The 20,765-nt window shown below is 61.4% G+C and carries 20 protein-coding genes; 9 read left to right on the top strand and 11 right to left on the bottom strand.

Translation table 11 applies throughout. From position 1 onward, the window contains the following. Window positions 1-24: 24 nt before the first annotated feature. The 8 genes from D5400_RS17915 to D5400_RS17950 are packed head-to-tail and all read right to left on the bottom strand — an operon-like array spanning window position 25 to window position 8,183. Window positions 25-1,029, bottom strand: a complete 1,005-nt coding sequence (locus tag D5400_RS17915) for an ornithine cyclodeaminase family protein (protein ID WP_164527937.1) — start codon at window positions 1,027-1,029, stop codon at window positions 25-27. Window positions 1,030-1,087: 58 nt separating this feature from the next. Then, window positions 1,088-2,032 (bottom strand): ABC transporter permease, encoded by a 945-nt coding sequence (locus D5400_RS17920; RefSeq protein ID WP_126011324.1) that lies wholly within the window; start codon window positions 2,030-2,032, stop codon window positions 1,088-1,090. Further along, window positions 2,032-3,033, bottom strand: coding sequence for an ABC transporter ATP-binding protein (locus D5400_RS17925; RefSeq protein ID WP_164527938.1), 1,002 nt, complete (start codon window positions 3,031-3,033; stop codon window positions 2,032-2,034). Before D5400_RS17925 ends, D5400_RS17920 begins: the two co-directional genes overlap by 1 nt. Further along, window positions 3,017-4,003 carry an ABC transporter ATP-binding protein gene (locus D5400_RS17930; protein WP_126011328.1) on the bottom strand — a complete coding sequence of 329 codons (987 nt, stop codon included), beginning with the start codon at window positions 4,001-4,003 and terminating at the stop codon, window positions 3,017-3,019. The genes D5400_RS17925 and D5400_RS17930 overlap by 17 nt, the downstream gene beginning before the upstream one ends. After that, the gene (locus tag D5400_RS17935) at window positions 4,003-4,884 is read right to left on the bottom strand and encodes an ABC transporter permease (RefSeq protein ID WP_126011330.1); all 882 of its coding nucleotides are present in this window, start codon (window positions 4,882-4,884) and stop codon (window positions 4,003-4,005) included. The genes D5400_RS17930 and D5400_RS17935 overlap by 1 nt, the downstream gene beginning before the upstream one ends. Further along, complete coding sequence (locus tag D5400_RS17940; protein WP_126011332.1) at window positions 4,881-5,837, bottom strand: amidohydrolase family protein; 957 nt, start codon at window positions 5,835-5,837, stop codon at window positions 4,881-4,883. Before D5400_RS17940 ends, D5400_RS17935 begins: the two co-directional genes overlap by 4 nt. Window positions 5,838-5,856: 19 nt before the next feature. Beyond that, on the bottom strand, window positions 5,857-6,624 hold the full coding sequence (locus D5400_RS17945) for a creatininase family protein (protein ID WP_164527939.1): 768 nt from the start codon (window positions 6,622-6,624) through the stop codon (window positions 5,857-5,859). 5 nt (window positions 6,625-6,629) lie between these two features. Next, window positions 6,630-8,183 (bottom strand): ABC transporter substrate-binding protein, encoded by a 1,554-nt coding sequence (locus D5400_RS17950; protein ID WP_126011336.1) that lies wholly within the window; start codon window positions 8,181-8,183, stop codon window positions 6,630-6,632. 821 nt (window positions 8,184-9,004) lie between these two features. On the opposite strand from D5400_RS17950, the gene D5400_RS17955 reads away from it, so the two are divergent. The 3 genes from D5400_RS17955 to D5400_RS17970 all read left to right on the top strand — a co-directional run bounded on the left by D5400_RS17955 (window position 9,005) and on the right by D5400_RS17970 (window position 10,732). Further along, a complete protein-coding gene (locus D5400_RS17955) occupies window positions 9,005-9,766 on the top strand; it encodes a Crp/Fnr family transcriptional regulator (protein ID WP_126011338.1) in 762 nt (253 codons plus the stop codon). 105 nt (window positions 9,767-9,871) lie between these two features. Continuing rightward, on the top strand, window positions 9,872-10,120 hold the full coding sequence (locus tag D5400_RS17960; RefSeq protein WP_126011340.1) for a DUF6894 family protein: 249 nt from the start codon (window positions 9,872-9,874) through the stop codon (window positions 10,118-10,120). Between the two features lie 417 nt (window positions 10,121-10,537). Further along, complete coding sequence (locus tag D5400_RS17970) at window positions 10,538-10,732, top strand: hypothetical protein (RefSeq protein WP_126011344.1); 195 nt, start codon at window positions 10,538-10,540, stop codon at window positions 10,730-10,732. A gap of 232 nt (window positions 10,733-10,964) precedes the next feature. On the opposite strand, the gene D5400_RS17975 is transcribed toward D5400_RS17970, so the two are convergent. After that, the gene (locus tag D5400_RS17975; protein WP_245451349.1) at window positions 10,965-12,905 is read right to left on the bottom strand and encodes a sigma 54-interacting transcriptional regulator; all 1,941 of its coding nucleotides are present in this window, start codon (window positions 12,903-12,905) and stop codon (window positions 10,965-10,967) included. A 223-nt stretch (window positions 12,906-13,128) separates the two neighbouring features. Between D5400_RS17975 and D5400_RS17980 the strand changes: the two genes are divergently transcribed. From D5400_RS17980 to D5400_RS21745, 6 genes are all read left to right on the top strand, one after another. Further along, a complete protein-coding gene (locus tag D5400_RS17980) occupies window positions 13,129-14,526 on the top strand; it encodes a CmpA/NrtA family ABC transporter substrate-binding protein (RefSeq protein ID WP_425364936.1) in 1,398 nt (465 codons plus the stop codon). A gap of 1 nt (window position 14,527) precedes the next feature. Further along, window positions 14,528-15,364, top strand: a complete 837-nt coding sequence (ntrB, locus tag D5400_RS17985) for a nitrate ABC transporter permease (RefSeq protein WP_126011347.1) — start codon at window positions 14,528-14,530, stop codon at window positions 15,362-15,364. 9 nt (window positions 15,365-15,373) lie between these two features. Further along, window positions 15,374-16,291 (top strand): ABC transporter ATP-binding protein, encoded by a 918-nt coding sequence (locus D5400_RS17990; RefSeq protein WP_126011349.1) that lies wholly within the window; start codon window positions 15,374-15,376, stop codon window positions 16,289-16,291. 44 nt (window positions 16,292-16,335) lie between these two features. Further along, entirely contained in the window at window positions 16,336-16,779 is a 444-nt protein-coding gene (cynS, locus tag D5400_RS17995; RefSeq protein WP_245451350.1) for a cyanase, read from the top strand. 77 nt (window positions 16,780-16,856) lie between these two features. Continuing rightward, window positions 16,857-17,321 carry a nuclear transport factor 2 family protein gene (locus tag D5400_RS18000; protein WP_126011351.1) on the top strand — a complete coding sequence of 155 codons (465 nt, stop codon included), beginning with the start codon at window positions 16,857-16,859 and terminating at the stop codon, window positions 17,319-17,321. A 658-nt stretch (window positions 17,322-17,979) separates the two neighbouring features. Further along, complete coding sequence (locus D5400_RS21745; RefSeq protein WP_164527940.1) at window positions 17,980-18,093, top strand: DUF1003 domain-containing protein; 114 nt, start codon at window positions 17,980-17,982, stop codon at window positions 18,091-18,093. Between the two features lie 485 nt (window positions 18,094-18,578). Here D5400_RS21745 and D5400_RS18005 read toward each other — a convergent pair whose 3' ends face one another. Both D5400_RS18005 and D5400_RS18010 read right to left on the bottom strand, forming a co-directional pair. Beyond that, window positions 18,579-19,781 carry a benzoate/H(+) symporter BenE family transporter gene (locus D5400_RS18005; protein ID WP_245451351.1) on the bottom strand — a complete coding sequence of 401 codons (1,203 nt, stop codon included), beginning with the start codon at window positions 19,779-19,781 and terminating at the stop codon, window positions 18,579-18,581. A 146-nt stretch (window positions 19,782-19,927) separates the two neighbouring features. Next, window positions 19,928-20,734, bottom strand: coding sequence for an enoyl-CoA hydratase/isomerase family protein (locus tag D5400_RS18010; protein ID WP_126011355.1), 807 nt, complete (start codon window positions 20,732-20,734; stop codon window positions 19,928-19,930). Between the last annotated feature and the right edge of the window lie 31 nt (window positions 20,735-20,765).

The raw sequence follows: 20,765 nt of genomic DNA on the forward strand, positions 1-20,765 counted from the left end.
TCGGCAATCCGACACGAAATACCTTCAGCTTTCTTCGGGCAATGCCGAACTCATCTGCCGTTGGACGAATGCCGCAGCGGCGACATCGGCAATGCCGAGACCGGTCGAGCGGAAGAAGCGCCGTCCCTCCCGTACTCCCTGCCGCTTACCGGAAAGAAGTTCGCTCAGATCGGCGACGATCGTCTCGCTGCGCCAGGCGTGATCGCGTGCGGCGAGGATCATTTCCCCCGCCTGGTGAGGCGCGGTCGAACGCAGATCGCAGAAGACCTGAAACCCCGAAAGCGCTTGCGGAGCGATCTCATGGGCAAGGCTTGCATTCGTGCTGATCGACGTGACGACGACGTCCGGAGACAACCAGTCCAGCGCGATCACCGGCACGCCGGACGAGGTGCACAGCATGACGGCATCCGCATCGGCAAGGGCGTCGCGCACGCTCGCGCAGACCTTCAGCCGACCCATCGCGTCAACATCGCTCCACGCTCGAATCCTTGCCGGCTCTGCCGCAAGTCCCGGCGAGAACACCCTGATCTCCTCCCATTTTCTGGATAGAAGCTCGTATCTGAGATGCAGGCGAGCCAAGGGCCCGGCGCCGATGACCGCGAGAATGCGCGTACGCGATCCGATCAGGTGATCGACGGCGAGCGATGTGGTGGCCGCCGTTCGATGAGCCGTGAGTGCCAGGGAATCGCACAGCGCGACGGGCTCGCCGTTTTCGAGCGAGATCAACAGAGTGTAAGCCGTGACGGGGTCGCCGTGGGTCTGCCCGCGTTTGACCAGATAAGGCGAAACCTTCACCCCGATCAGCCCGCAGTCATAATCCGCTGCGCTGTAGATGATGAAGTCGCCGTTCGCATCGGGCAAAGGCACCAGTGTTTGCAGCGGTTGAACGGCGAGCCCACGCGCCAATGCCGCAAACCCGCGGGCGACCGCCGCCTTGATCCCGGCCGGATCGACATGCGCTGCCACCATCTCCGCATCGAGAATGGCAATGTGGCTTTGAGCGGCGCTCGATCTTTGCGTTTCCAGCACGGATATTTCCTCCATCAGATCAGTTTTGGTTTTGGTGGACCATCAGGCATCGCGCGCTTCACAGACGCTCTCGGCTGCGCGGGTCGAGCCACGCATTCACCAGGTCCACGATCAAGGCGACGGTGACGAGAAGAGCCGTGGAGACGACGGTCGCTCCCATGACCACGGGGTAATTTCGGTTGAGCACGGATGCGTAGATGAGCTTCCCGATGCCCGGCCGCGAAAAGATGATTTCCGCGAAGACGGCCCCGGACAGAAGCGTTCCGACGCCGATGCCGATCATCGCGACCACGGGCTGCACGGCGATCTTCAGCGCATAGCCGAAGATGATGCGGCTTTCGGAAACGCCGTAGGCGCGCAGCGTGCGGATGTGATCCTCGTTCAGAACCTCGAGCATGGATGCCCGAATGATGCGCGAGAAATAGCCCAACCATCCAAGCCCGACGGCGAGCGCCGGCAGGATGAGATGGCGCAGATAGCTTCCCAAATCTCCGGGCGAGCCGACACCGATTGCCGGCAGCCATTTCAGCTGCACCGCGAAAACGATGAGCAGAATAATGGCGACGACGAAGGACGGCAGCGCAATCACGCCCACGGACAGGATGCTGACCGTGATATCGGCGAACGAGCCGGGCCTCACCGCCGCAAGGCAGCCAAGCGGCAGCGCCAAGGCCAGCGGCCAGGCCAACCCGGCGGCAAGCAGCGCAAGCGTGTGTGGCAGGTCCTCCAACACGATGTCGAGAACGTCGCGGTTGCTCCAGACGTCCTTGCCCAGATCGCCGGTAAGCATGTTGCCGAAGAAATTGAGCAACTGGATGTGGATCGGCTGGTCGAGGCCGAGGCGTTGCACGAGAGCCGCCTGCATCTCCGGCGTGGCGCGCGGGCCAAGCGCGACGCTGACCGGATCGCCGGGGATCAGAAACACCGCGCAAAACAATGCCGTCGCGATGACGATGACGATACCGACCGAAAGAAGAGTGCGCCGCAGAATGTAGGCGAGCATCACGCGCTTCCTCCGACGGCGACCGGCTTGTCGACTTCCGCTAGTGGCCAATGGCATTCCACCATGCGCGCTGCACTCAGCACTCGTCGTTCCGGCGCCTGTATACGGCAATGCTCGGTCGCGCGGGGGCAGCGCGGATGAAGGACGCAGCCCTTCGGTCTGTCGAACAGGCTCGGCACATCGCCCCTGATGGGCATGGAGGGCCACGGCTCGTTCGGATCGCTCGACAGATTGGCCGCGCAAAGACCCGCAGTGTAGGGATGGGCAGGCTCGGCAAAAACCTGCGCCGACGGTCCCTCCTCCACGAGGCGACCGAGATAGATGACGCCAACCCGCGATGCCATGAGACGAACGACGTGCAGATTGTGCGAGATCACGAGCATCGCCAGGCCGAGTTCGCGCTGCAGGCGCATCAACAGATTGATGATCTCGCCCTGTACGGACACGTCGAGACCGGCGGTCGGCTCATCTGCCACGATCAGATCGGGCCGCAGCGCGAGCGCACGCGCCACGGCAACCCGTCGTGCCTGGCCGCCGGACAATTGATGCGGATAGGATGCCGGCAGATGCAGGGGCAGACCGACCAAGCCAAGCAGGCGGCTTGTTTCAGCGGGGAAATCTGCGCTCGACACGCCCGCGTGACGCAAAGCTTCGGCCATGCTGGTACCGACCGTCAACCGCGGGCTCAGTGAGCCAGCAGCGTCCTGGGACAGGATGGCAATCCGGCGCCGCGCTCCCTTTCCAGGCGGCAGCTGCGTCACATCCTCGCCGTTGACGAGAATGCGTCCGCCTTTGACCGGAACGAGGCCCGCAACGGCGTTGACGAGACTGCTCTTGCCGGAGCCACTTTCACCGATCAGCGCATAGGTCTCCCCCGCCGCCACCGAGAGACTGACGTCATCGAGCGCGGCTAGCTCCCGCCGTTGCGACAGGATGCCGGCCTGCGGATCGCGAGCTCGATAGGAGACACGAAGGTTGATGACTTCAAGCAAGCTGGCCACGGCGCTCGCCTTCAGCTGTGACATGACAGGCGACTGCATGTCCTTGCGAGCCGCGCAGGGCGGGATGTTCGCGGATGCACGCACTCACCGCCATGTCGCATCGTGGTTGGAACGCGCATCCGGCCCAATGCTGAGAAAGATCAGGCACCACGCCAGGGATGGTCGGCAAGAATGTGCCGGGCTGGTAGACGCGACTTGGATCGCAGTCGAGCAGGCGGCGCGAATAGGGATGGCCCGGCGCACCGAGCACCCGTTGGACGCTCCCCTGCTCCACCACCGAGCCGGCATACATGACCGCGACTCGATCGCACATCTGCGCGACCGTGCCCAGATGATGCGACACATAGAGGATCGAGCAGCCGATCTCCTCGCGCAGATCCCGAAGCAACTGAAGGATCTGCACCTCCAGCGTCGCGTCCAGAGCGGTCGTCGGCTCGTCGGCAATCAGCAGGTCGGGACGCGACATGAGAGCCATCCCGATCGATATGCGCTGAAGCATTCCGCCGGACATCTGGTGGGGATAGGATTGCAACCTTGCCAGTGGATCGGGGATCCCCACCTTGGACAGCATCACAGCCGCCCTAGCTAGTTTGTCGGCCCGGCTGCCCTTGTCCCGGTGCAGAATGTCCACCATCTGCTGGTCGATCCTCACCACGGGGCTCAGCGTCGTCATGGGGTTTTGAAACACCATGGAGATCCGCGCCCCGCGCAGCGTGCGGTAGTCGCGCTTCGTCATGGTCTGCAGCTCGCGACCGTCGAAACGAATGGACCCGGACGAGCGAGCACCGGGCCCGAGCAGGCCCATGATCGCTGTCAGCAGCGTAGACTTTCCGCTTCCGCTCTCGCCGACGATCCCGAAAACTTCACCTCGCCTCACATCGAGCGAGATGTTGCGCAATGCGTGCACCTCGCCGCGCGTCGCCGGAAACGAGACTGAAAAATCGCGCAACTGAAGCAGGGCGTCGCGCATCACCGCCGCCTCGTCTTGGGGTCCAGCGCGTCGCGCAGCGCCTCGCCGACGAAGGTGAAGCCGAGCGTGATGAGCACGAGCGGCAGGCATCCGGCGAGGATTGGCCACGGCGTTGCCTGGATGAACGAGAAGCCATCGTTCAAAATGGTGCCCCAGCTCGGTGTCGGCGGGCGAACTCCGAGACCCAGGAACGAGAGCCCTGCCTCGATCGTGATCACCACGGGGATATCCATCGAAGCCAGGATGAAGACCGGCCCAACGACATTGGGCGCCAGATGAACGAGCAGGATGCGCCAGAATGGCAGGCCCATCGCCTGCGCAGTTCGAATGAAGGTGGCGTTGCGCAGGCTCTGCGTCTGTGCCCGGACCACGCGGGCATAGTCCGGGATTTTGGCGACGACGACGACGATCAGGATGGTCGTAAGACTCGGGCCCGTCACCGTAATCATCACCAAGGCCAGAATGACGACTGGAAACGAGCGAACCGCGTCGAACACGAACAGAAGCCCATTGTCCAGCCACTGCGGCCCAAACCCCGCGAGCAGCCCGAGCGGCACGCCGATCAGGAACGAAAGAATGACGCAGGACAGTGCGATCTGCAGCGCCACGCGTCCGCCATAGAGCACGCGTGAAAACAGATCCCGACCCAGTTGATCGGTGCCGAGGAGATGGTCGAGCGACGGCGCGAGAAACCGCTGTGCGGGATTGATAGCTATCGGGTCATACGGTGCGATTAGGGGTGCAAAAAGCGCTGAAACGATCAGTACGGCGATAATCACGAGGCCGATGGCCGTCAGCGGTGCGCGTGAAAACGTTCCAATGGCGCCGAGAACGGCACGTGACTGCCTCCGCCGCAGACGCGTGTTCGGCACCGGTGTCATGCATCCGACCCGTCGAGAAGGCGCAGCGCATTGCGCCCGAGGATAAGCTCTCTCTCCTCATCGGACAGGAGCGGAAGCGCGTTCACGCGTTCGATCGTCCTGTCGAGATCGTACCAGGGATAGTCGGATCCAAGCAAAACCCTGTGCACGCCCACCTGCCGGATGAGAGCCGCTAGCTCAAAATCGGATGGTGCCTCGGACGCTGCTGTCCATTCGATGATCTCGGCGCAATCGAACCAGGCGTTCGGATAGCGTTCCGCGAGTTCTGCTGTCTGCTGCCAAGCGCCACCGCCCATATGGGCCACGATGAGCTGTAGCTCAGGGAACGCCTCCAGCACCGGCGCAAATGCCTTGGGCTCGGCAAAGCCGGCATTTGCGGGATCACGTCCGGCATGACCGAGCACCGGCAAACCGTATTCGCGGCAAAGATCGAACAATGGCCACAACCGCTCATCGTCCATGCTGTGGCGGTGGATCGCGCTGTGCAGCTTGAGACCGCGCGCGCCATGGTTCTCGACAAGGTTGCGCACCATGGCCGTGCTTTCGGCGGCGCCCGCGACGTTCAGGTCGACGGAAACGAAGGGCGTGATCGCGGGATAGCGTTTGGCGACCTCGCAGCCCCAGAGATTGAAGTCGCGCAGCGTCTCGGGAAGCTTCCTGCGAAAATCGGCGACCAGTTGCTTTCGCTCAGTCGGCGCCATGTCTGAGGGCAAGCTTCTCTCGAAGCGGCTGACTTCCCATTCGGCAATGAACAGATTGAGGACGACGACGCGGGAAACGCCGGATGCCTCCATCGAACGTGCAAGTTCTTCCGGAGAGCCGAGTGACTGCGAGTAGAGTGGCGCGCCGCCCTCGCCATATTCCCAGATGACATAGCTCTCCTTATCCTCGGCAGCGGCTGCCGACGAACGATAGAGATGCACATGCGTGTCGATGAGGAGCGGTGTGGTCATGGGGTTCCCCGGATCCGTGTCATCGCGGCTCGAGCCGTCGCCAGGTCTGCGGATCGAGCAGCCGGGTTTTCAGCGCGGTGGCGGCAGCGTCGGCAAGCAATTCGCCCTTGGCCGCACTTGCGGCAGACGGATTGCCAAGAACGCCATTCACCGACAGCTCGTCCATGTCCAGCGAGCGGTAGAACGCCGATTCGAAAGGATCTTCGGATCCCTCGAAGCTCGGAGCCGTGAGGCCAACCATTTGCTCGTGACGGACCGTTTCAGGCGCAAGCGCCATCATCAGGGAGGTCTCCGCCTCGCAGGCGTGCATCACGCAGGGCTGCGTTTCGAGAATGTCCCGGAACGCGGCCGCCGCCACGTCCCAATAGGTGCAGGTTACGATGGGCAGTCGCTCACTGCGGGCAAGTTCGTTGACCACGACACGAAGGGCCGTCGTGTTGCCACCATGACCGTTGACGAGCGCGATGCGGCGGAAGCCCGACGCAACGATGGACCGCACCCAGCAGCCGATGACGGCATGAAAGGTGGCGAAATCCAGCGTCAGCGCTCCGCTATAGCTCAGGTGATGCTGGGCAAGACCCACCGAGATCGTCGGAGCGACGATAATCGGCGTGTCCTCAGGCGCGAGGCGCGCCGCGCGCCTGGAGATTTCGGTCGCCAGCCGCGCATCCACCTCGACCGGCAGATGCGGACCGTGCTGCTCGATCGAGCCGACGGGAATGATGACGACTGCGTATTTCTGGGCGAGCGCCACAATCTGCGGCGCCGCCAGGCTTGCCCAGTCCACCGCGGCTACGCTTGCTTGAATTTCGAGAAGGACAGACGATTGCCGTCCGGGGTCACACCCGGGGTAATGCCCTCTCGATACAACAGAAGCTGAACGCCGTGGGTCAAAAGGATGTAGGCGCTGGATTCATCGAGCAGCGTCGCCATCCGCTCATAGATCTCGCCGCGCTTGGCGTCATCGGTCTCGGCCATCGCATCGCTGTTGAGCTTGGTGTATTCCTCGTTGCACCAGCGTTCCCAGTTGAACTGGCCGACACCGTCGCAGGTGTAGAACTTGGTAGCCCAGCTCGGATCCGGACCGTTGCCCCAACGATGGATGAACATCTGGAGGTCCTTCCAGGTGTCGCCCGATTCCTCCACGCCCAGCGTCCAGAACGTGCCCGATTCCAAAGGCTCGATCTCCACATTGATGCCGATCTCGGAGAGGTTTGCCTGGATGACCTGGGCCATCGTCAGGAGATCGGTGGCATTGATGATCGACAGGCGGGTATCGAAGCCCGACACGCCGGCTTCCTCGAGCAAGGCCTTGGCAGCCGCCACGTCGCGTGCCGGATAGGGCGAGCTTTCGCGATGACCGGGAAGACCGGAGGCAATGACACCCGTTGCACGTTCCGCGCCGCCGAAATAGGCGGCATCGACGACTGCATCGACATCGATCGCATGTGCGATCGCCTGCCGCACCTTCACATCCGCGAACAGGGGATGCTCGGTGTTGAGGCCGAGCCACTCCATGCCGACCTTCGGCCGCGTGCTGATGGTCACGCCTTGCGGCGGGTTGGATTGGTAGATGGGGAGCGAGCTCGGCGCGACGTTGATGAAGTCGAACTCGCCTGCAAGAAAGCCCTGCTCCGCCACTTGCCGGTCGTCGATCGGGAAGATGTGGACTTCGTCGAAATCGGGCCTTGGCCCGTTCCAGTCCGGATTGCGCACCAGGACAGTGCGCTGCTTCGGACGCCATTCCTTGAGAAGATAAGGTCCGCATTGCGCTGGCGGTTCGGTGGTGAAGCGTCCGCCCGCCTGCTCGACCGCTGCCTTGCACACGATCAGCCCTGCATTCCAAGGCAGCGTCGTGCGCCAGACAGGCGAGAAAGGCTGCTTGAGAACGATGACGCCCTCGCGTTCGTTCGTCACATCGACGCGATCGAGAAACTCCCAGTCGCCTTTCCAGGGTGACTCGTTTTCAGGATTGGCGACACGCTCGAAGGAGTATTTGACGTCTTCCGCACTCACTTCGCCGAACCCGTTCGTCCAGGCAATGCCCGGCCGCAGCGCGAACCGAATATGGGTCGGATCGACCTGTTCGATCTCCGCCGCGCCATCGAGTTGCGTGTTCCAGCTGGTTCCATCGTAAGAGATCAAGCGAACGAACAGGCTGTCCTGGATGTCCGATTCCGCCACCGTGGACGAAAATGCCGGGTCGAGCGATTGAAAATCGTTCTGCGCGGCGATGCGGAGGATCCGCGTATCCTGTCCTTGAGCCTGTGCAAGCCTGGGCATAACCCAAGCTGCACCGATCGCTGCACCCATCCCGTGCAGCAGCGTCCGTCTGTTGAAAATCATAGCTTTCTCACCCTCAGCCGCCACACGAGCAAGGCCCGTGGCACATGAGAAAGATGAAATGTTGGGCGGTCGCCTCACAAGCCCAATAATTATTCAGACCCTATCACGAAACCTGATAGCGGCAAACAAAGCCATGTTGCGGCAGCGGTAGGACACCGACGTTCATGATTGAAGACGAAGTGACTTGACCTGATCACCGTTTCGCAGCTGCGCAAATCACTGACGGCTTGCGCCCTCCGCCATTCTGGCGCTGAGCAGCAGCCACTGCCTGCCAGTGCCAGAAAGCTTTTTTCATCCCGGCGCCTTCCGGGCAAATTTTCGGGCAGTCCGGTTTCGAGCTTGGTGCGCCAAATGGCTGCCTCTGGGACATCCGATACACCTCTCGGTGCTGTTCGGGATACGACTGACGTGCTGATGAGCGGGGAAAACCGTTCTGTCGATCATCAGAACCTCGGCGGCCCCTCGATGTGACATGGCAGGAGAACCCGATCCCGGACGCCTGCGCATCGCCAGCAAACGAACCGATTGCAGTAGGTCTTAGCATCAGCGCAGACCGCTTCAGGACGCACCTGAACGCTGGACGCAGAAGATGCCGTTCAGGACGCGTCCGTCGCCGGCCCGCAAGCTGATACATTCGTTCCTATGGCCACTAGGTGCCTGTGATGGCTTGCCTCCAGTTGGCTCAGAAGACTTCAGCGGCCTTTAACATATGTTGACTGAGGTCAAATCGAATGGTGCTTAAAGGCTTCGGTCGTCATTTCACAACTGGCCTATGACGCTGGTGAGACACCGCGTGCTCCCGCCAATCCCGGAGCACGAGCATGTTTCGTCATCACCGAAGCGCGATTGCGCTCCTAGAGCACAGACTGGGATGTTTTGAGACGCTATCGACTGCGCAGCGAGAGGCGCTAGCGACGCTGCCCATTCGCATCGTCGAACTCGCAGCTCGTCACGACATCGTTCGCGAGTTAGATCCCAGTGTCCAATCCTGCCTGATCATCGAAGGAATGGCGCACTCCTCAAAAATGGACTTCGAAGGCAAGCGCCAAATCATAGCCTTGCATCTTCCTGGGGACCTGCCGGATCTACACAGCTTCTATTTAAGCAACATCGACAGCACCATCTCGACGATGACTGCGTGCCGGATCGGCATTATCCGGCACGAACACTTCGAAGATCTGGCAGCCGACCCTTTTTTTGCCAAGGCTTTTGCCCGATCGGTTGCCCGGGACGCCTCTGTCGCACGCGAGTGGATACTGAACCTCGGGCAGCGAGACTGTGTCGTTCGGATGGCTCACCTTCTGAGCGAAATCAGAGTCCGGCTCGGTCAAGCCGGTTTGAGTGCCGGAGATCACGCAGAATGGCCGATGTCTCAGGTCGACCTTGCAGATGCGCTTGGGATGTCGACGGTTCATGCAAACAGGTGTGTACGGCAACTTGCTCGTGACGGTATGATCGAGTGGGGAACTGGCACGATCCGCATCATCGATCCGGTAGCGTTGGCGGAGATTGGCCGCTTTGATGATTCTTATCTGCAACTTCATCTGCCGGTGGATCACCCCGTCAGTCGAACGAACGCATAGCCATTTCGACATTCTTGATCGGCGGGCCTCGATCAGAGTTTTGCAGAGCTGGTTCGAGGACACATCCAACCGTCGACATTGTACGTATCCAGAGGGGGATATAAAATGAGTCAGACCATGCATCGGTACTATTTTGATGTCGTCGATGCCCAGGGAACTGAACGCGACGATGTCGGTCAGATACTCCCCAATCTTCAGGCTGCCAGAAAAGAGTCGCTACGAGCGCTTATAGACATCGCGCGCGAGCAGTTCGCCAGCGGGCGAACAGCAACTCTTCAGATCAACGTCCGGACCGACGATGACATCGCCGTGTCGAGCGACTGCCTCCAACTCACACGCACTGCGATCCAGTAGGATTCTGGTGACAAGACGTCATTTGCCGTCTCGCGCCTCGCCAGCGTATCGAGCGCCGACAGAAGCTCAAGCCAAACGCTCCATTTCGGATCGAAGCTACCCAAGAGCGACGTCCCTTGTCTCTCCCGTCTCAACGATTGACGGCAGGTCCCAACAATCGGGCCTCGGAATTGGTTTCTTAACGCGCGCTCTGGACCGAAAGTTGACTGTCAGCTCCTCGATCCGGTTTTCGCGAACAGCAGACATTTCGCATCGACCACTCCATGCTGGCGCCAGGCGGATCGCGATCCATACGCTCGGTATACGTGGAGATGTTCAACCCTATGTCGCACTTGCTCGCAGCCTGAAGGCCCGTGGCCAACAGGTTCAGCTCGCAGCTCCCATCCAGTTTTCCTGCCGCTTCGCCTGGCGATCGGGATGACCTGGATCGTCCTGGTTCCCTGCGAAATGCTGGGCGTGCAGGCTCGCCTTGGATACCTCATCCTCGACACGCGCGACAGCCTCGCCTCTCCCGAACTCGTCCCTACCATGATCACTCTCGGGATCATCGGATACTTCATCGACCTTTACGCACGCATGATCGTTCGACGCTTAGCGCCAAGCGCGACCTGAACGGGCTTCGAGCAAAAGACGAGCAAGGGTGTGTTCGCACCCGCAGTCGCAATCCAAGCGAAAACGATTGGGATCGCAGCAGTGGCGCAGAACGCCGATACCGCGCAGGTTACCCAATCAAGCCTGCAAGGTCGCCCAGCAAGCACAGACTGACCAACCCATCACACATTTCAACTCCGATGCTGGAATTGTCGACTAGCCGGCTGCAGGATGTCTGGCCGGGTCATGGCGGCTACTGACCGTTCCTGTCGATCCCGAGCGCCTTCAGTTTGGAGTAAAGCGTGGTCGGCTTCATTCCCAGCAGGGCGGCTGCGCCATCTTTCCCGGAGACGCGACCGTTGGTGCTTGAAAGTGCTCTTTGGACATTGGCCACCTCGAAGTCCTGCATTTCGCGGGCGGTGAGGATTGGCGCCAGAGCATCATCGATCGTATCGGCCACCTCGGTCGGGCGGCGCTCCTCAACAGGCCTTACGGTTTGCCCCTGAAGGTGAAATTCCATCCGTCCGTTGCGCGCGAGAATGGCGGCGCGCTCGATGATGTTCTGCAATTCGCGGGCATTGCCCGGCCAGGAATAGCTCTTGAGTTCGGCAATATTCGCCCGCGTCATCAGCGGCTCGTCGATGTTCAAGCGCGCGCATGCGATCTTGAGGAAATGCTGGGCGAGCAGGGGGATGTCCTCGCGCCGGGCGCGCAGAGGCAGGCACTCGATGGGGAAGACGTTCAGGCGGAAATAGAGGTCTTCGCGGAAGCGGCCTTTGGCAGCTTCCGACTTGAGATCGCGGTTGGTTGCGGCGATCAGCCGGATGTCCACCTCGCGCGTTTTTTCTTCGCCGATCCGTTCGAAACGCCGATCCTGCAGCACCCGCAGCAGCTTCGATTGAAGATCGAGCGGGATTTCTCCCACCTCGTCGAGAAAGATCGTTCCGCCATCGGCCAACTCGAAGCGGCCGATGCGGTCGCGGACCGCGCCGGTGAAGGCGCCTTTGACGTGTCCGAAGAATTCGCTTTCGAAAAGTTCTCGCGGGATTGCTGCGCAATTGACGCGGATCAAAGGCCGGTCCCGCCGCTTTGAAGCCTGATGGATCGCACGCGCCACGAGCTCTTTGCCCGTTCCGCTTTCGCCGGTGATGAGGACGTTGGCGTCGGTCGGCGCGACCAGATCGATCTGCTGCAGGATCTTGTGGATGGGGCCGGTGTTGCCGATGATGTCGTAATGGTTCGCCTGCGTCAGGATCTCCTCCTGTAGATAGGCGTTTTCCATTTCGAGCCGCTCTCGCAGGCGGGCATTTTCTTCCAGAGCCGAGCGCAGCTTCTCTTCGTTGCGCTTGCGCTCGGAGATATCGCGAAAGACGATCACCGCGCCAACATGCGCCCCGTTGTCGCTGATCGGCGTCGAGGTGTATTCGACGCGCACGGGATGACCGTCCTTGTGCCAGAAGACCTCGTCATCCACCGTGTTGATCGTGCCCTGGCGAAACGCCTTGTAGATCGGGCAGTCGGACGAATGGTAGTGGCTGCCGTCCGGATGCTTGTAGTGCACCATGCTGTGCATGTCGTGACCGACGAGTTCAGCCGCGCTGTAACCGAGCATCGCCTCGGCGGCCGGATTGACGAACGTCGTGACGCCATCGGCATTGACGCCGTAGATGCCTTCGCCTGCTGCCGCCAGAATGAGCTGATTTTCCCGCTCTATCTCGCGGAAGAAGCGTTCGGCGCGACGCCATTCCTCCAGCCCCTGGCGATGGTAGTTGTTGGCCTCCTCGTCGATGGAGCGACGCCGTCTCGCGTCCAGATCGCTGATGCGGATGAGGATATGGAATTCGCCGGCGGTCTGGAGTGCCAAAGCGCTGTGCTCCACCTCGAGAGGCTCGGCCCTTGCGCGCCGAATGACGATGTCGCGGCTATAGGCATGTCCGCGCTCGAGTGCCTCTTCCGTCAGGACATGCAGTGCGCCGATCGCATGGTCGTACAGAGCCGTGACCGGCGTTTCGCGCAAAACATCGATGGAATATTCGAAGAGACGGGCGGCTGCGGCATTCGCTTGCACGATGCGATTGGCCGCGGGGCGAACCAGCAGCAACGCCTCGGCATCGGCATGAAACGCCTCGGCGAACAGCACCGTGCTGTCAGCTTCTGATGAGGCGAATTCCCCCAGCCGCAAATCCTTTGCCAATACGCGCTCCTTTTACGAAATTTCATAACGTTATTACGAGAAACTGTAAATTACGGATATTCGTAATAAGTCCGCCTCTCACCACGCACCGATTCCCCCTGCCGGCGCGGGCTTTTGGTCAGCGGCGAGCACCTGGCACGGCCATTGCTTTGCCTCAGACGTGGAGGCTGGCGCAGCTGCGGCAACCGGGTGCGCTGTCAAAAAAGGGGTTCAGCAAATGACGATCAAGTCCTTGGGCAATCCATATGACGGCGATGTCGATCTTCGCCATGGCTTGGCTTGTAACTGCAGCGATTGCGCGGACGATGCAGGCCATCGCATGAAGGCGGTCTCGGCCAGAGACCAGCGCACGCGCATGTCCACCGATGACATGTTGGATAGAGCCGTCGAGAGCGCCATCGTGCGGTCCATGTTCGGACACAACGAACTGTCGCGCCGCTCATTCGCCAAGATGCTTGGCGGAACGACGCTTGCCGCCGCACTCGCGTCGGTCCTGCCCATCGACAAGGTGAAGGCTGCGATCCTCGACGAAATTGGAACGCCGGAAAAAACCGACCTCTCCGTCGGCTTCGTTCCGATTACCTGCGCCACGCCGATCATCATGGCGGAGCCGCTCGGCTTCTATCAGCGCTACGGCCTGAACGTCGAAGTCGTGAAGACCGCCGGCTGGGCCGTCGCCCGCGACAAGTCGCTGAATGGGGAATACGATGCCTCGCACATGCTGACGCCGATGCCGCTCGCGATCACGCTTGGCGCCGGCTCAACTGCAACGCCGTTCCTGATGCCCGCCGTGGAGAACATCAACGGCCAGGCGATTGTCCTGCACAACGACCACCGCGACAAGCACGAGGACGTGTCGACCTGGCGCGGCCTCACTTTCGGGGTGCCGTTCGAATATTCGATGCACAACTTCCTGCTGCGCTACTACGTGGCCGAGGCAGGTCTTGATCCGGATCGCGATATCCAGATCCGCGTCGTGCCGCCGCCGGAGATGGTCGCAAACCTGCGCGCCGGCAACATCGACGGCTTCCTGTCGCCAGATCCGTTCAACCAGCGCGCGGTCTGGGAAGAGATCGGCTTCATCCACATTCTCACCAAGGACATCTGGGAAGGCCACCCCTGCTGCGCCTTCGCCTGCTCGCAGGCATTTGCCGAAACCTACCCGAACACCTACGGCAATCTCTTGAAGGCGATCATCGACGCCACCCAGTATGCCAGCGACAGCGCCAACCGTTCCGAGATTGCCGAGGCCATCGCGCCGACCAACTATCTCAATCAGCCGGTGCCGGTCATCGAGCAGGTGTTGACCGGCCGCTTCGCCGACGGTCTCGGCAATGTGCGCGACGAGCCGAACCGGATCGATTTCGACCCGTTCCCCTGGCACTCCATGGGCGTCTGGATCCTGACCCAGATGAAGCGCTGGGGCTACATCGAGGGCGATATCGACTACGCCGCGGTTGCCGAGCAGGTCTATCTCGCTGCCGATTGCGGGAAGGTTATGGCCGATCTGGGGCTCGAGGTGCCAGCCGAGACCTACAAATCGCACGTCATCATGGGCAAGACCTTCGATCCGGCTGAACCCGAAGCCTATGTCGAGAGCTTCGCGATCCGGAGGACGTGAGATGACGCGCTCCTACGACTTCAGGGCACTCGCACTCACGATCGTCATCCTGATCGTCGCGCTCGGCGCCTGGGAATTGTCGACGAACACGGAAATCCTGCCGGGCGCCGGTGAGATGACCGAGTATGAGCGGCTGATGGGCGGCGGCAGCCAGAATGCCGGCGTTCCCGCGCCTTCTGCGGTGATGCAGAAGGCGTGGGAGGAGCTTTCCGATCCCTTCCACAACACCGGCGCCAACGACAAGGGCATCGGCATCCAGATTGCCTATTCGCTGATGCGGGTGCTGACGGGTTATGCGCTTGCAGCGATCATCGCGCTGCCGGTGGGCTTCCTGATCGGCATGTCGCCGCTGATGTTCCGGGCCCTCGATCCCTTCATCCAGGTGCTGCGGCCGATCTCGCCGCTCGCCTGGATGCCGCTTGCGCTCTTCATCATCCAGGACAGCGAGGCATCGTCGATCTTCGTGATCTTCATCTGTTCGATCTGGCCGATGCTGCTCAACACGGCCTTCGGCGTCGCTTCGGTCCGCAAGGACTGGGTGAATGTCGCACGCACCCACGAGCTCGGGCCGGTGAAGACGGCCTTCCAGGTGATCTTGCCGGCCGCCGCACCGACCATCGTGACAGGCATGCGCATCTCGATCGGCATCGCCTGGCTCGTGATCGTCGCCGCCGAAATGCTCGTCGGTGGCACGGGCATTGGCTACTACGTCTGGAACGAGTGGAACAATCTCGATCTCACCAGCGTGATCTTTTCGATCCTGATGATCGGCGTCGTCGGCATGGCGCTCGATGCCGCATTCGGCCGCCTGCAGCGCGCCGTCACCTACACCGAATAGGAGAGCGTCATGACACAACCATTCCTCGAGATCGACGGGCTGGCCAAGCGGTTTCCGGGCAGCAAGGACGAACTGCTCACGGTGTTCGAAAACGTCAACTTCGATATTCAGAAGGGCGAGTTCGTCTGCATCATCGGCCATTCCGGGTGCGGCAAGTCCACCATCATGAACGTTCTCGCCGGGCTCGACGAGCCAACCGAAGGCGTGGTGACCATGGATGGAAAGGAAGTATCGGGCCCAAGCCTCGATCGCGGCGTCGTCTTCCAGAACTATTCGCTACTGCCCTGGCTGACGGCGCTGAAGAACGTGATGTTCGGCGTCAAAGCGCGCTTTCCCTCCTGGTCCAAGGAGAGGGTCGAGGAGCACAGCTACGAATATCTGCGCATGGTCGGCCTGACCAACGGTGCCGAGCATCGCAAGCCGTCGCAGCTCTCAGGCGGTATGCGCCAGCGTGTTTCCATCGCCCGCGCCTTCGCGACACAGCCGAAGCTCTTGCTGCTCGATGAACCGTTTGGCGCGCTCGATGCGCTCACGCGCGGCACCATTCAGGACGAGCTTCTGAAGATCTGGCAAGACAGCGGCCAGACCGTCTTCATGATCACACATGACGTGGACGAGGCGATCCTTCTCGCCGACCGCATTTTGCTGATGAGCAACGGGCCCTTTGCCGAAGTTGCCGAAAGCGTCGTCATCGATATTCCACGGCCGCGCAAACGTGCCGAGATGATCCACCACCCGGCCTACTACAAGATCCGCAACCACCTCGTCGATTTCCTGTCCCGGCGCTCCGGAGAGATCGCGGCAAGCCCGCGTGAATCCAGTGGTGGGCGGCGGCAGCCGCTGACCGTGCGCCCCGGCGCGGACGACGAAAAACCGACCCCGGACGCCGAACGCGTCCGTCCCCATCTCGTCTCGCTCGCCGGCTGAGCTGGACGTTTCAACGCCATAACCAACACGAGGAAACGCTGACCATGATGAAGAAAATCCACGTCACGGAACTGATCATCGAAAAGAAGCGCACCGCAGGTCTGACCTGGGAGAAGATCGCGGCGGATATCGGCATGTCGGAAGTGTTCACCACCTCCGCCTGTCTCGGCATGAATGCCTTCCCGCGCGACAAGGCCGATCTGCTGGTACGCAACCTCGGCCTTCCGCAGGAAGCGGCGCTGGTCCTTGCCGAATTCCCGACGAAGATCTTTTCGCAGGCGGTCCCCACCGACCCATGCGTCTACCGTCTCTACGAGATCGTCGCCGTCTACGGCGACACGATCAAGGAACTGATCAACGAGAAGTTCGGCAACGGCATCATGAGCGCGATCGATTTCGACATGGAGATCGACCGGATTCCGAGCCCGAAGGGCGATCGGGTCGAGCTCAAGATGCGGGGCAAATACCTGGCCTACAACGCCTGGTGATCTGAACCACGGCGCGGGCGGGGCGTGAAAAGCCCCTGCCTGCACCGCATCGATGCCCCCGACTGGAGATCTGAACGATGTCGCGACCGCCCTTGCCCCCTTTTACAGCAGAGACTGCCGCCCAGAAGGCGCGCATGGCGGAAGATGCCTGGAACACCCGCGACCCAGGCAAGGTCGTTTTGGCCTATACGCCCGACACGATCTGGCGAAACCGTGCCGAGTTTCTGCAAGGGCGTGATGCCGTCCAAGCTTTTCTTGAGCGCAAATGGGTGCGCGAGCTCGACTATCGCCTCATCAAGGAGGTCTGGGCGCATCATGACAACCGCATCGCGGTGCGCTTCGCCTATGAATGGCATGACGACAGCGGCAACTGGTTCCGCTCCTACGGCAACGAGAACTGGGAGTTCTCGCCCGAAGGCTTGATGCAGCGCCGCATCGCGTCGATCAACGATCTCGCAATTTCTCGCGAGGATCGAAAATTCCACTGGCCGATCGGCATTCGGCCAAGTGACCATGCGGGATTGAGCGACCTCGGGCTTTAATGGTGTTTTGATCTGTCGGCGGCAGCACGTCCGGAGGTAGCGCGAGTTCTTCTTCCGATGGCTGCAGCTGGCAATTCAACCGCTGGCTCTCCAGCCGGTACCTCTGGCGAAACTGGAACGACAGCTGGAGACTTGGCGGCGGGCTCGGACAACGCCATCACAAGCGCAAACATGACGCAGATCCGTGCTTTCGTCGAAACTCAGCAATAATTAGAACAGAGCCGGCCGGAGCAGAAACGAGCCTGTTCCGGCCGGTTCGCTCCCCGCGTGATTGTTGCATCCCGTGGCAGCCGACGAGCAACGAAACCAAGTGGGAATGTCTGGGAGATCTGCGGGTTCAAGAGGCAAGCATGCGATCTCCAGCATCGTCGCGAGCACCCCTGCAGCCCGCGAACGCACCGGAACGTTCGCCAAGGCTTCCACTTCGTTACCTTCAATGAGGAGGTCGTGTTGTGATCGACCGATCCCCTGTTGTCCCCCCGCCCGGTCCAAAAGGCCTCGCACCCGCCTTATCTCGGAACATCGATGCGCTTGAGAAGCGTGAGACCGAACATCAAGCTCGTGCGACACTACAGGAACGGCTCGCTCAGAGTGTCACGAGCTTCACAGGCAGTATGGCCTCCGTCTATCTGCACTTGGCGTTTTTGGCTCTTGGATCTTGATCGATCTAGGCCTCACGCCCATCGAGCCTTGGGATACCTCGCTCGTGGTGCTGGCCATGATCGCCTCAGTCGAAGCCATTTTTCTCTCGACATTCGTGCTGATCAGTTAAAACAGGATGGCGGAGCTGAGTGACCGCCGAGCCAAACTCGACCTCCAGACCGATCTGCTTGCCGAACACGAGATCACGAAGCTCATTTCCATGACAGCCGCCATTGCGCAAAAGCTCAACGTGGAAACACCTGCAGAACAAGCTCCGTTTTCGACCGATAGATATTCAGCAACTTGATGCGATGACTCTTGGTCATGGTCCCGAGCCTTGTTGGATCGAACTTCGGTGACTGGACCATGTTCCGGATAGGCGCCGAAAACGCATCAACAACAGGCAAGGATTCAAGCTCTTCACGAGCAGCCCGATCATGGACCGATGGGCGGCGGGTTTGGCTTTTTGCCGACGAGGCCGGCTGCTTCACGTTCGGTAGAGCCCAGAGCGCGCCGCGCGGATGCACGACATACGCGTTGCTTCTGAGTAGAGGCTGCACCAGGCGCGATGGCTTTGCGCCTGGTACAATTGGCGAGACGTTTGCGCCGAGCGGTTTAGCTGACGCCGGCCGCTCCCTCGGCGCGTGTCGTGGTCAATACGTGCCGTTCGACAACCGCAGAGACGACGACGCCTGCCACGAGAGCCCAGAAGGGAGCGCTGATGCCGAGCAGCGTGATGTTGGAGAGTGACACGGCAAGCGCAACGAAGGCACCGGTCTGGTTGCCGAGTGACCGTCCGAACGCGTTCTGAAGGGCAGCGAGAAGCACGCCGATCATCGCGAGGCCGGCAACGGTTCCGATCAGCGCTCCGGGCAAAGACATGACGACGGGCACAGCAGCGCCCGCGACGATGCCGAACGCACCGAACAGAATGCCATTGACCACTGTCGCGGCGTACCGGCCTTCCTTGTTGTCGCCGGCCTGCTCGGAGGAGCAGATCGCGGTCATCGGGCCGGCGATGTTCGCGTTGTGGCCGCCGAGCAGACCAGCCGCCACGCCGCCTACACCCGAGATCACGGTCATCATGTTGATCGGCGGCTTGTAGCCTTCGGCCATCAGCACACCGGTCGCCTGCGCATTTTCGGCGCCGATGACGAGCAGTGCCAGCGGCACGGCAATCGCGAGGAAAGCGTCGAAGGTGAAGGTCGGCGCGGTGAATTCAGGGAAGACGAAGGCGATCTCGGTCGCAGCGCCGCCGACGGAACCGGTCGCAAAAGCGGCGATGAGGCCGGCAACGAGTGCCGCAAGCACCGGCGGGATCGTCTTTGTCATGCGCATCGACACGAAGAAGGCGATGATGGCTGCGCCCGCGATCAGCGGCGCGGTGCCGAGCGAGCCGACGGCGCCGGTCGCAAAGCGCATCAGCGCACCAGCAATCATGGCCATGACGATCGGCATCGGAATCCAGCGCATCACCTTGCCGATGAGGCCGGAAATGCCGAGAACGAAGACGATCACGCCTGCCATGATGAAAGCACCCACGGCCTGATCGAAGGAGAAGGTGGCGAGCGAACCGGCAACCAGCGCGGCGCCGGGGATCGAATAGGCGCCGGTGACCGGCTGCTTGTAGCGCAATGCCAGGAACAGGCTGATCAGCCCGCCCAGAAAATAGATGGCAAACAGCCAGGCGACGGTCTGGCCGTTGGTCAGGCCGCCGTCATTGGCAGCTCCGATCACGATCAGGGCCGGGCCGGAGCAACCGAAGATCGCGGCGACGAGGCCGGCGCTGAACGACTTCACCGTCAGATGCTTGGGCAAGTCGCGCAATCCGGACGCGAAGCCAGGCGCTGGTTCGATGATATGTCTTGTTTCCGTATTCATTGAAATTCCTCCCGTGGGGGCCGCGTCCCCTGGTGCGGCCCGGTGAAAAAATGCCGGCCCTCCTCGCGGGGCCGGCCTTGATGTCAGCGACCGACGAAGACGGCGGCCCGTTTTTCGTGGAAGGCGTTGACCCCTTCGCGGAAATCGTCGGATTGGCGCAGACGGCTGTAATTGAGCCCTTCCAGCTCGATCGCGGTGGTGAGCAGCGCGTCGTCGGTGTCGTTCAAGAGCTTCTTGGCCGTGCGCTGTGCGATCGGCGAGAAGGCGATCAGTTCTTCGACGAGCGCATCGACCGTGGTCTCGAGATCGGCGTCGGCGACGACGTCGGAGGCAATGCCCCAGTCATAGGCCTGCTTGCCGGTGATGCGCATGGAGCGCATGACGATGTTCTTGGTGCGGGTGACGCCGACCATCTTCTGCAGGCGGGCCGAGCCGCCGGAGCCCGGGATCTGGCCGAGCTTCTGCTCAGGCAGCGCGTAGCGCGTCGTGTCGGTCGCGATGCGGAAGTCGCAGGCGAGCGACAGTTCGAAACCGACGCCGAAGCAATAGCCGCGATTGGCGGCGATCACAGGCTTGGAGCAGCGCGCAGGTGCCGCGATGTTCCAGGCGAGCTTGGAAACATGTTCCGGGGTCGCTTCGAGGAAGCCCTTGATGTTGCCGCCCGACGAGAAGTGTTCGCCCGCGCCGGTGACGACGATGATGCGAACGCGGTCGTCCTCATCGAGCGCTTCGAAAACGAGGCGGAGCTGGTCGCGTGCCAGCATGGAGACGACGTTGTAAGGCGGCCGATCCAAGGTGATGTCGGCACGTTGACGCACCGCGTCGATGACGACCGTGAAGCCGTCGAGGTCGGCGAGGCGCTTGTCGTCGAAAGTGGCTTTATCTGCCATGTGGGAAATCCTTCTGGTCAGCAGGCTGTGT

Source organism: Georhizobium profundi, from assembly GCF_003952725.1.
Classification (GTDB): Bacteria; Pseudomonadota; Alphaproteobacteria; order Rhizobiales; family Rhizobiaceae; genus Georhizobium; species Georhizobium profundi.

Coding starts and splice junctions, on each gene's coding strand:
- D5400_RS17920 (WP_126011324.1), bottom strand. CDS start 2,032: ATGCTCGCCTACATTCTGCGGCGCACTCTTCTTTCGGTCGGTATCGTC.
- D5400_RS17930 (WP_126011328.1), bottom strand. CDS start 4,003: ATGCGCGACGCCCTGCTTCAGTTGCGCGATTTTTCAGTCTCGTTTCCG.
- D5400_RS17935 (WP_126011330.1), bottom strand. CDS start 4,884: ATGACACCGGTGCCGAACACGCGTCTGCGGCGGAGGCAGTCACGTGCC.
- D5400_RS17940 (WP_126011332.1), bottom strand. CDS start 5,837: ATGACCACACCGCTCCTCATCGACACGCATGTGCATCTCTATCGTTCG.
- D5400_RS17950 (WP_126011336.1), bottom strand. CDS start 8,183: ATGATTTTCAACAGACGGACGCTGCTGCACGGGATGGGTGCAGCGATC.
- D5400_RS17955 (WP_126011338.1), top strand. CDS start 9,005: ATGTTTCGTCATCACCGAAGCGCGATTGCGCTCCTAGAGCACAGACTG.
- D5400_RS17960 (WP_126011340.1), top strand. CDS start 9,872: ATGAGTCAGACCATGCATCGGTACTATTTTGATGTCGTCGATGCCCAG.
- D5400_RS17970 (WP_126011344.1), top strand. CDS start 10,538: ATGACCTGGATCGTCCTGGTTCCCTGCGAAATGCTGGGCGTGCAGGCT.
- ntrB (WP_126011347.1), top strand. CDS start 14,528: ATGACGCGCTCCTACGACTTCAGGGCACTCGCACTCACGATCGTCATC.
- D5400_RS17990 (WP_126011349.1), top strand. CDS start 15,374: ATGACACAACCATTCCTCGAGATCGACGGGCTGGCCAAGCGGTTTCCG.
- cynS (WP_245451350.1), top strand. CDS start 16,336: ATGATGAAGAAAATCCACGTCACGGAACTGATCATCGAAAAGAAGCGC.
- D5400_RS18000 (WP_126011351.1), top strand. CDS start 16,857: ATGTCGCGACCGCCCTTGCCCCCTTTTACAGCAGAGACTGCCGCCCAG.
- D5400_RS18010 (WP_126011355.1), bottom strand. CDS start 20,734: ATGGCAGATAAAGCCACTTTCGACGACAAGCGCCTCGCCGACCTCGAC.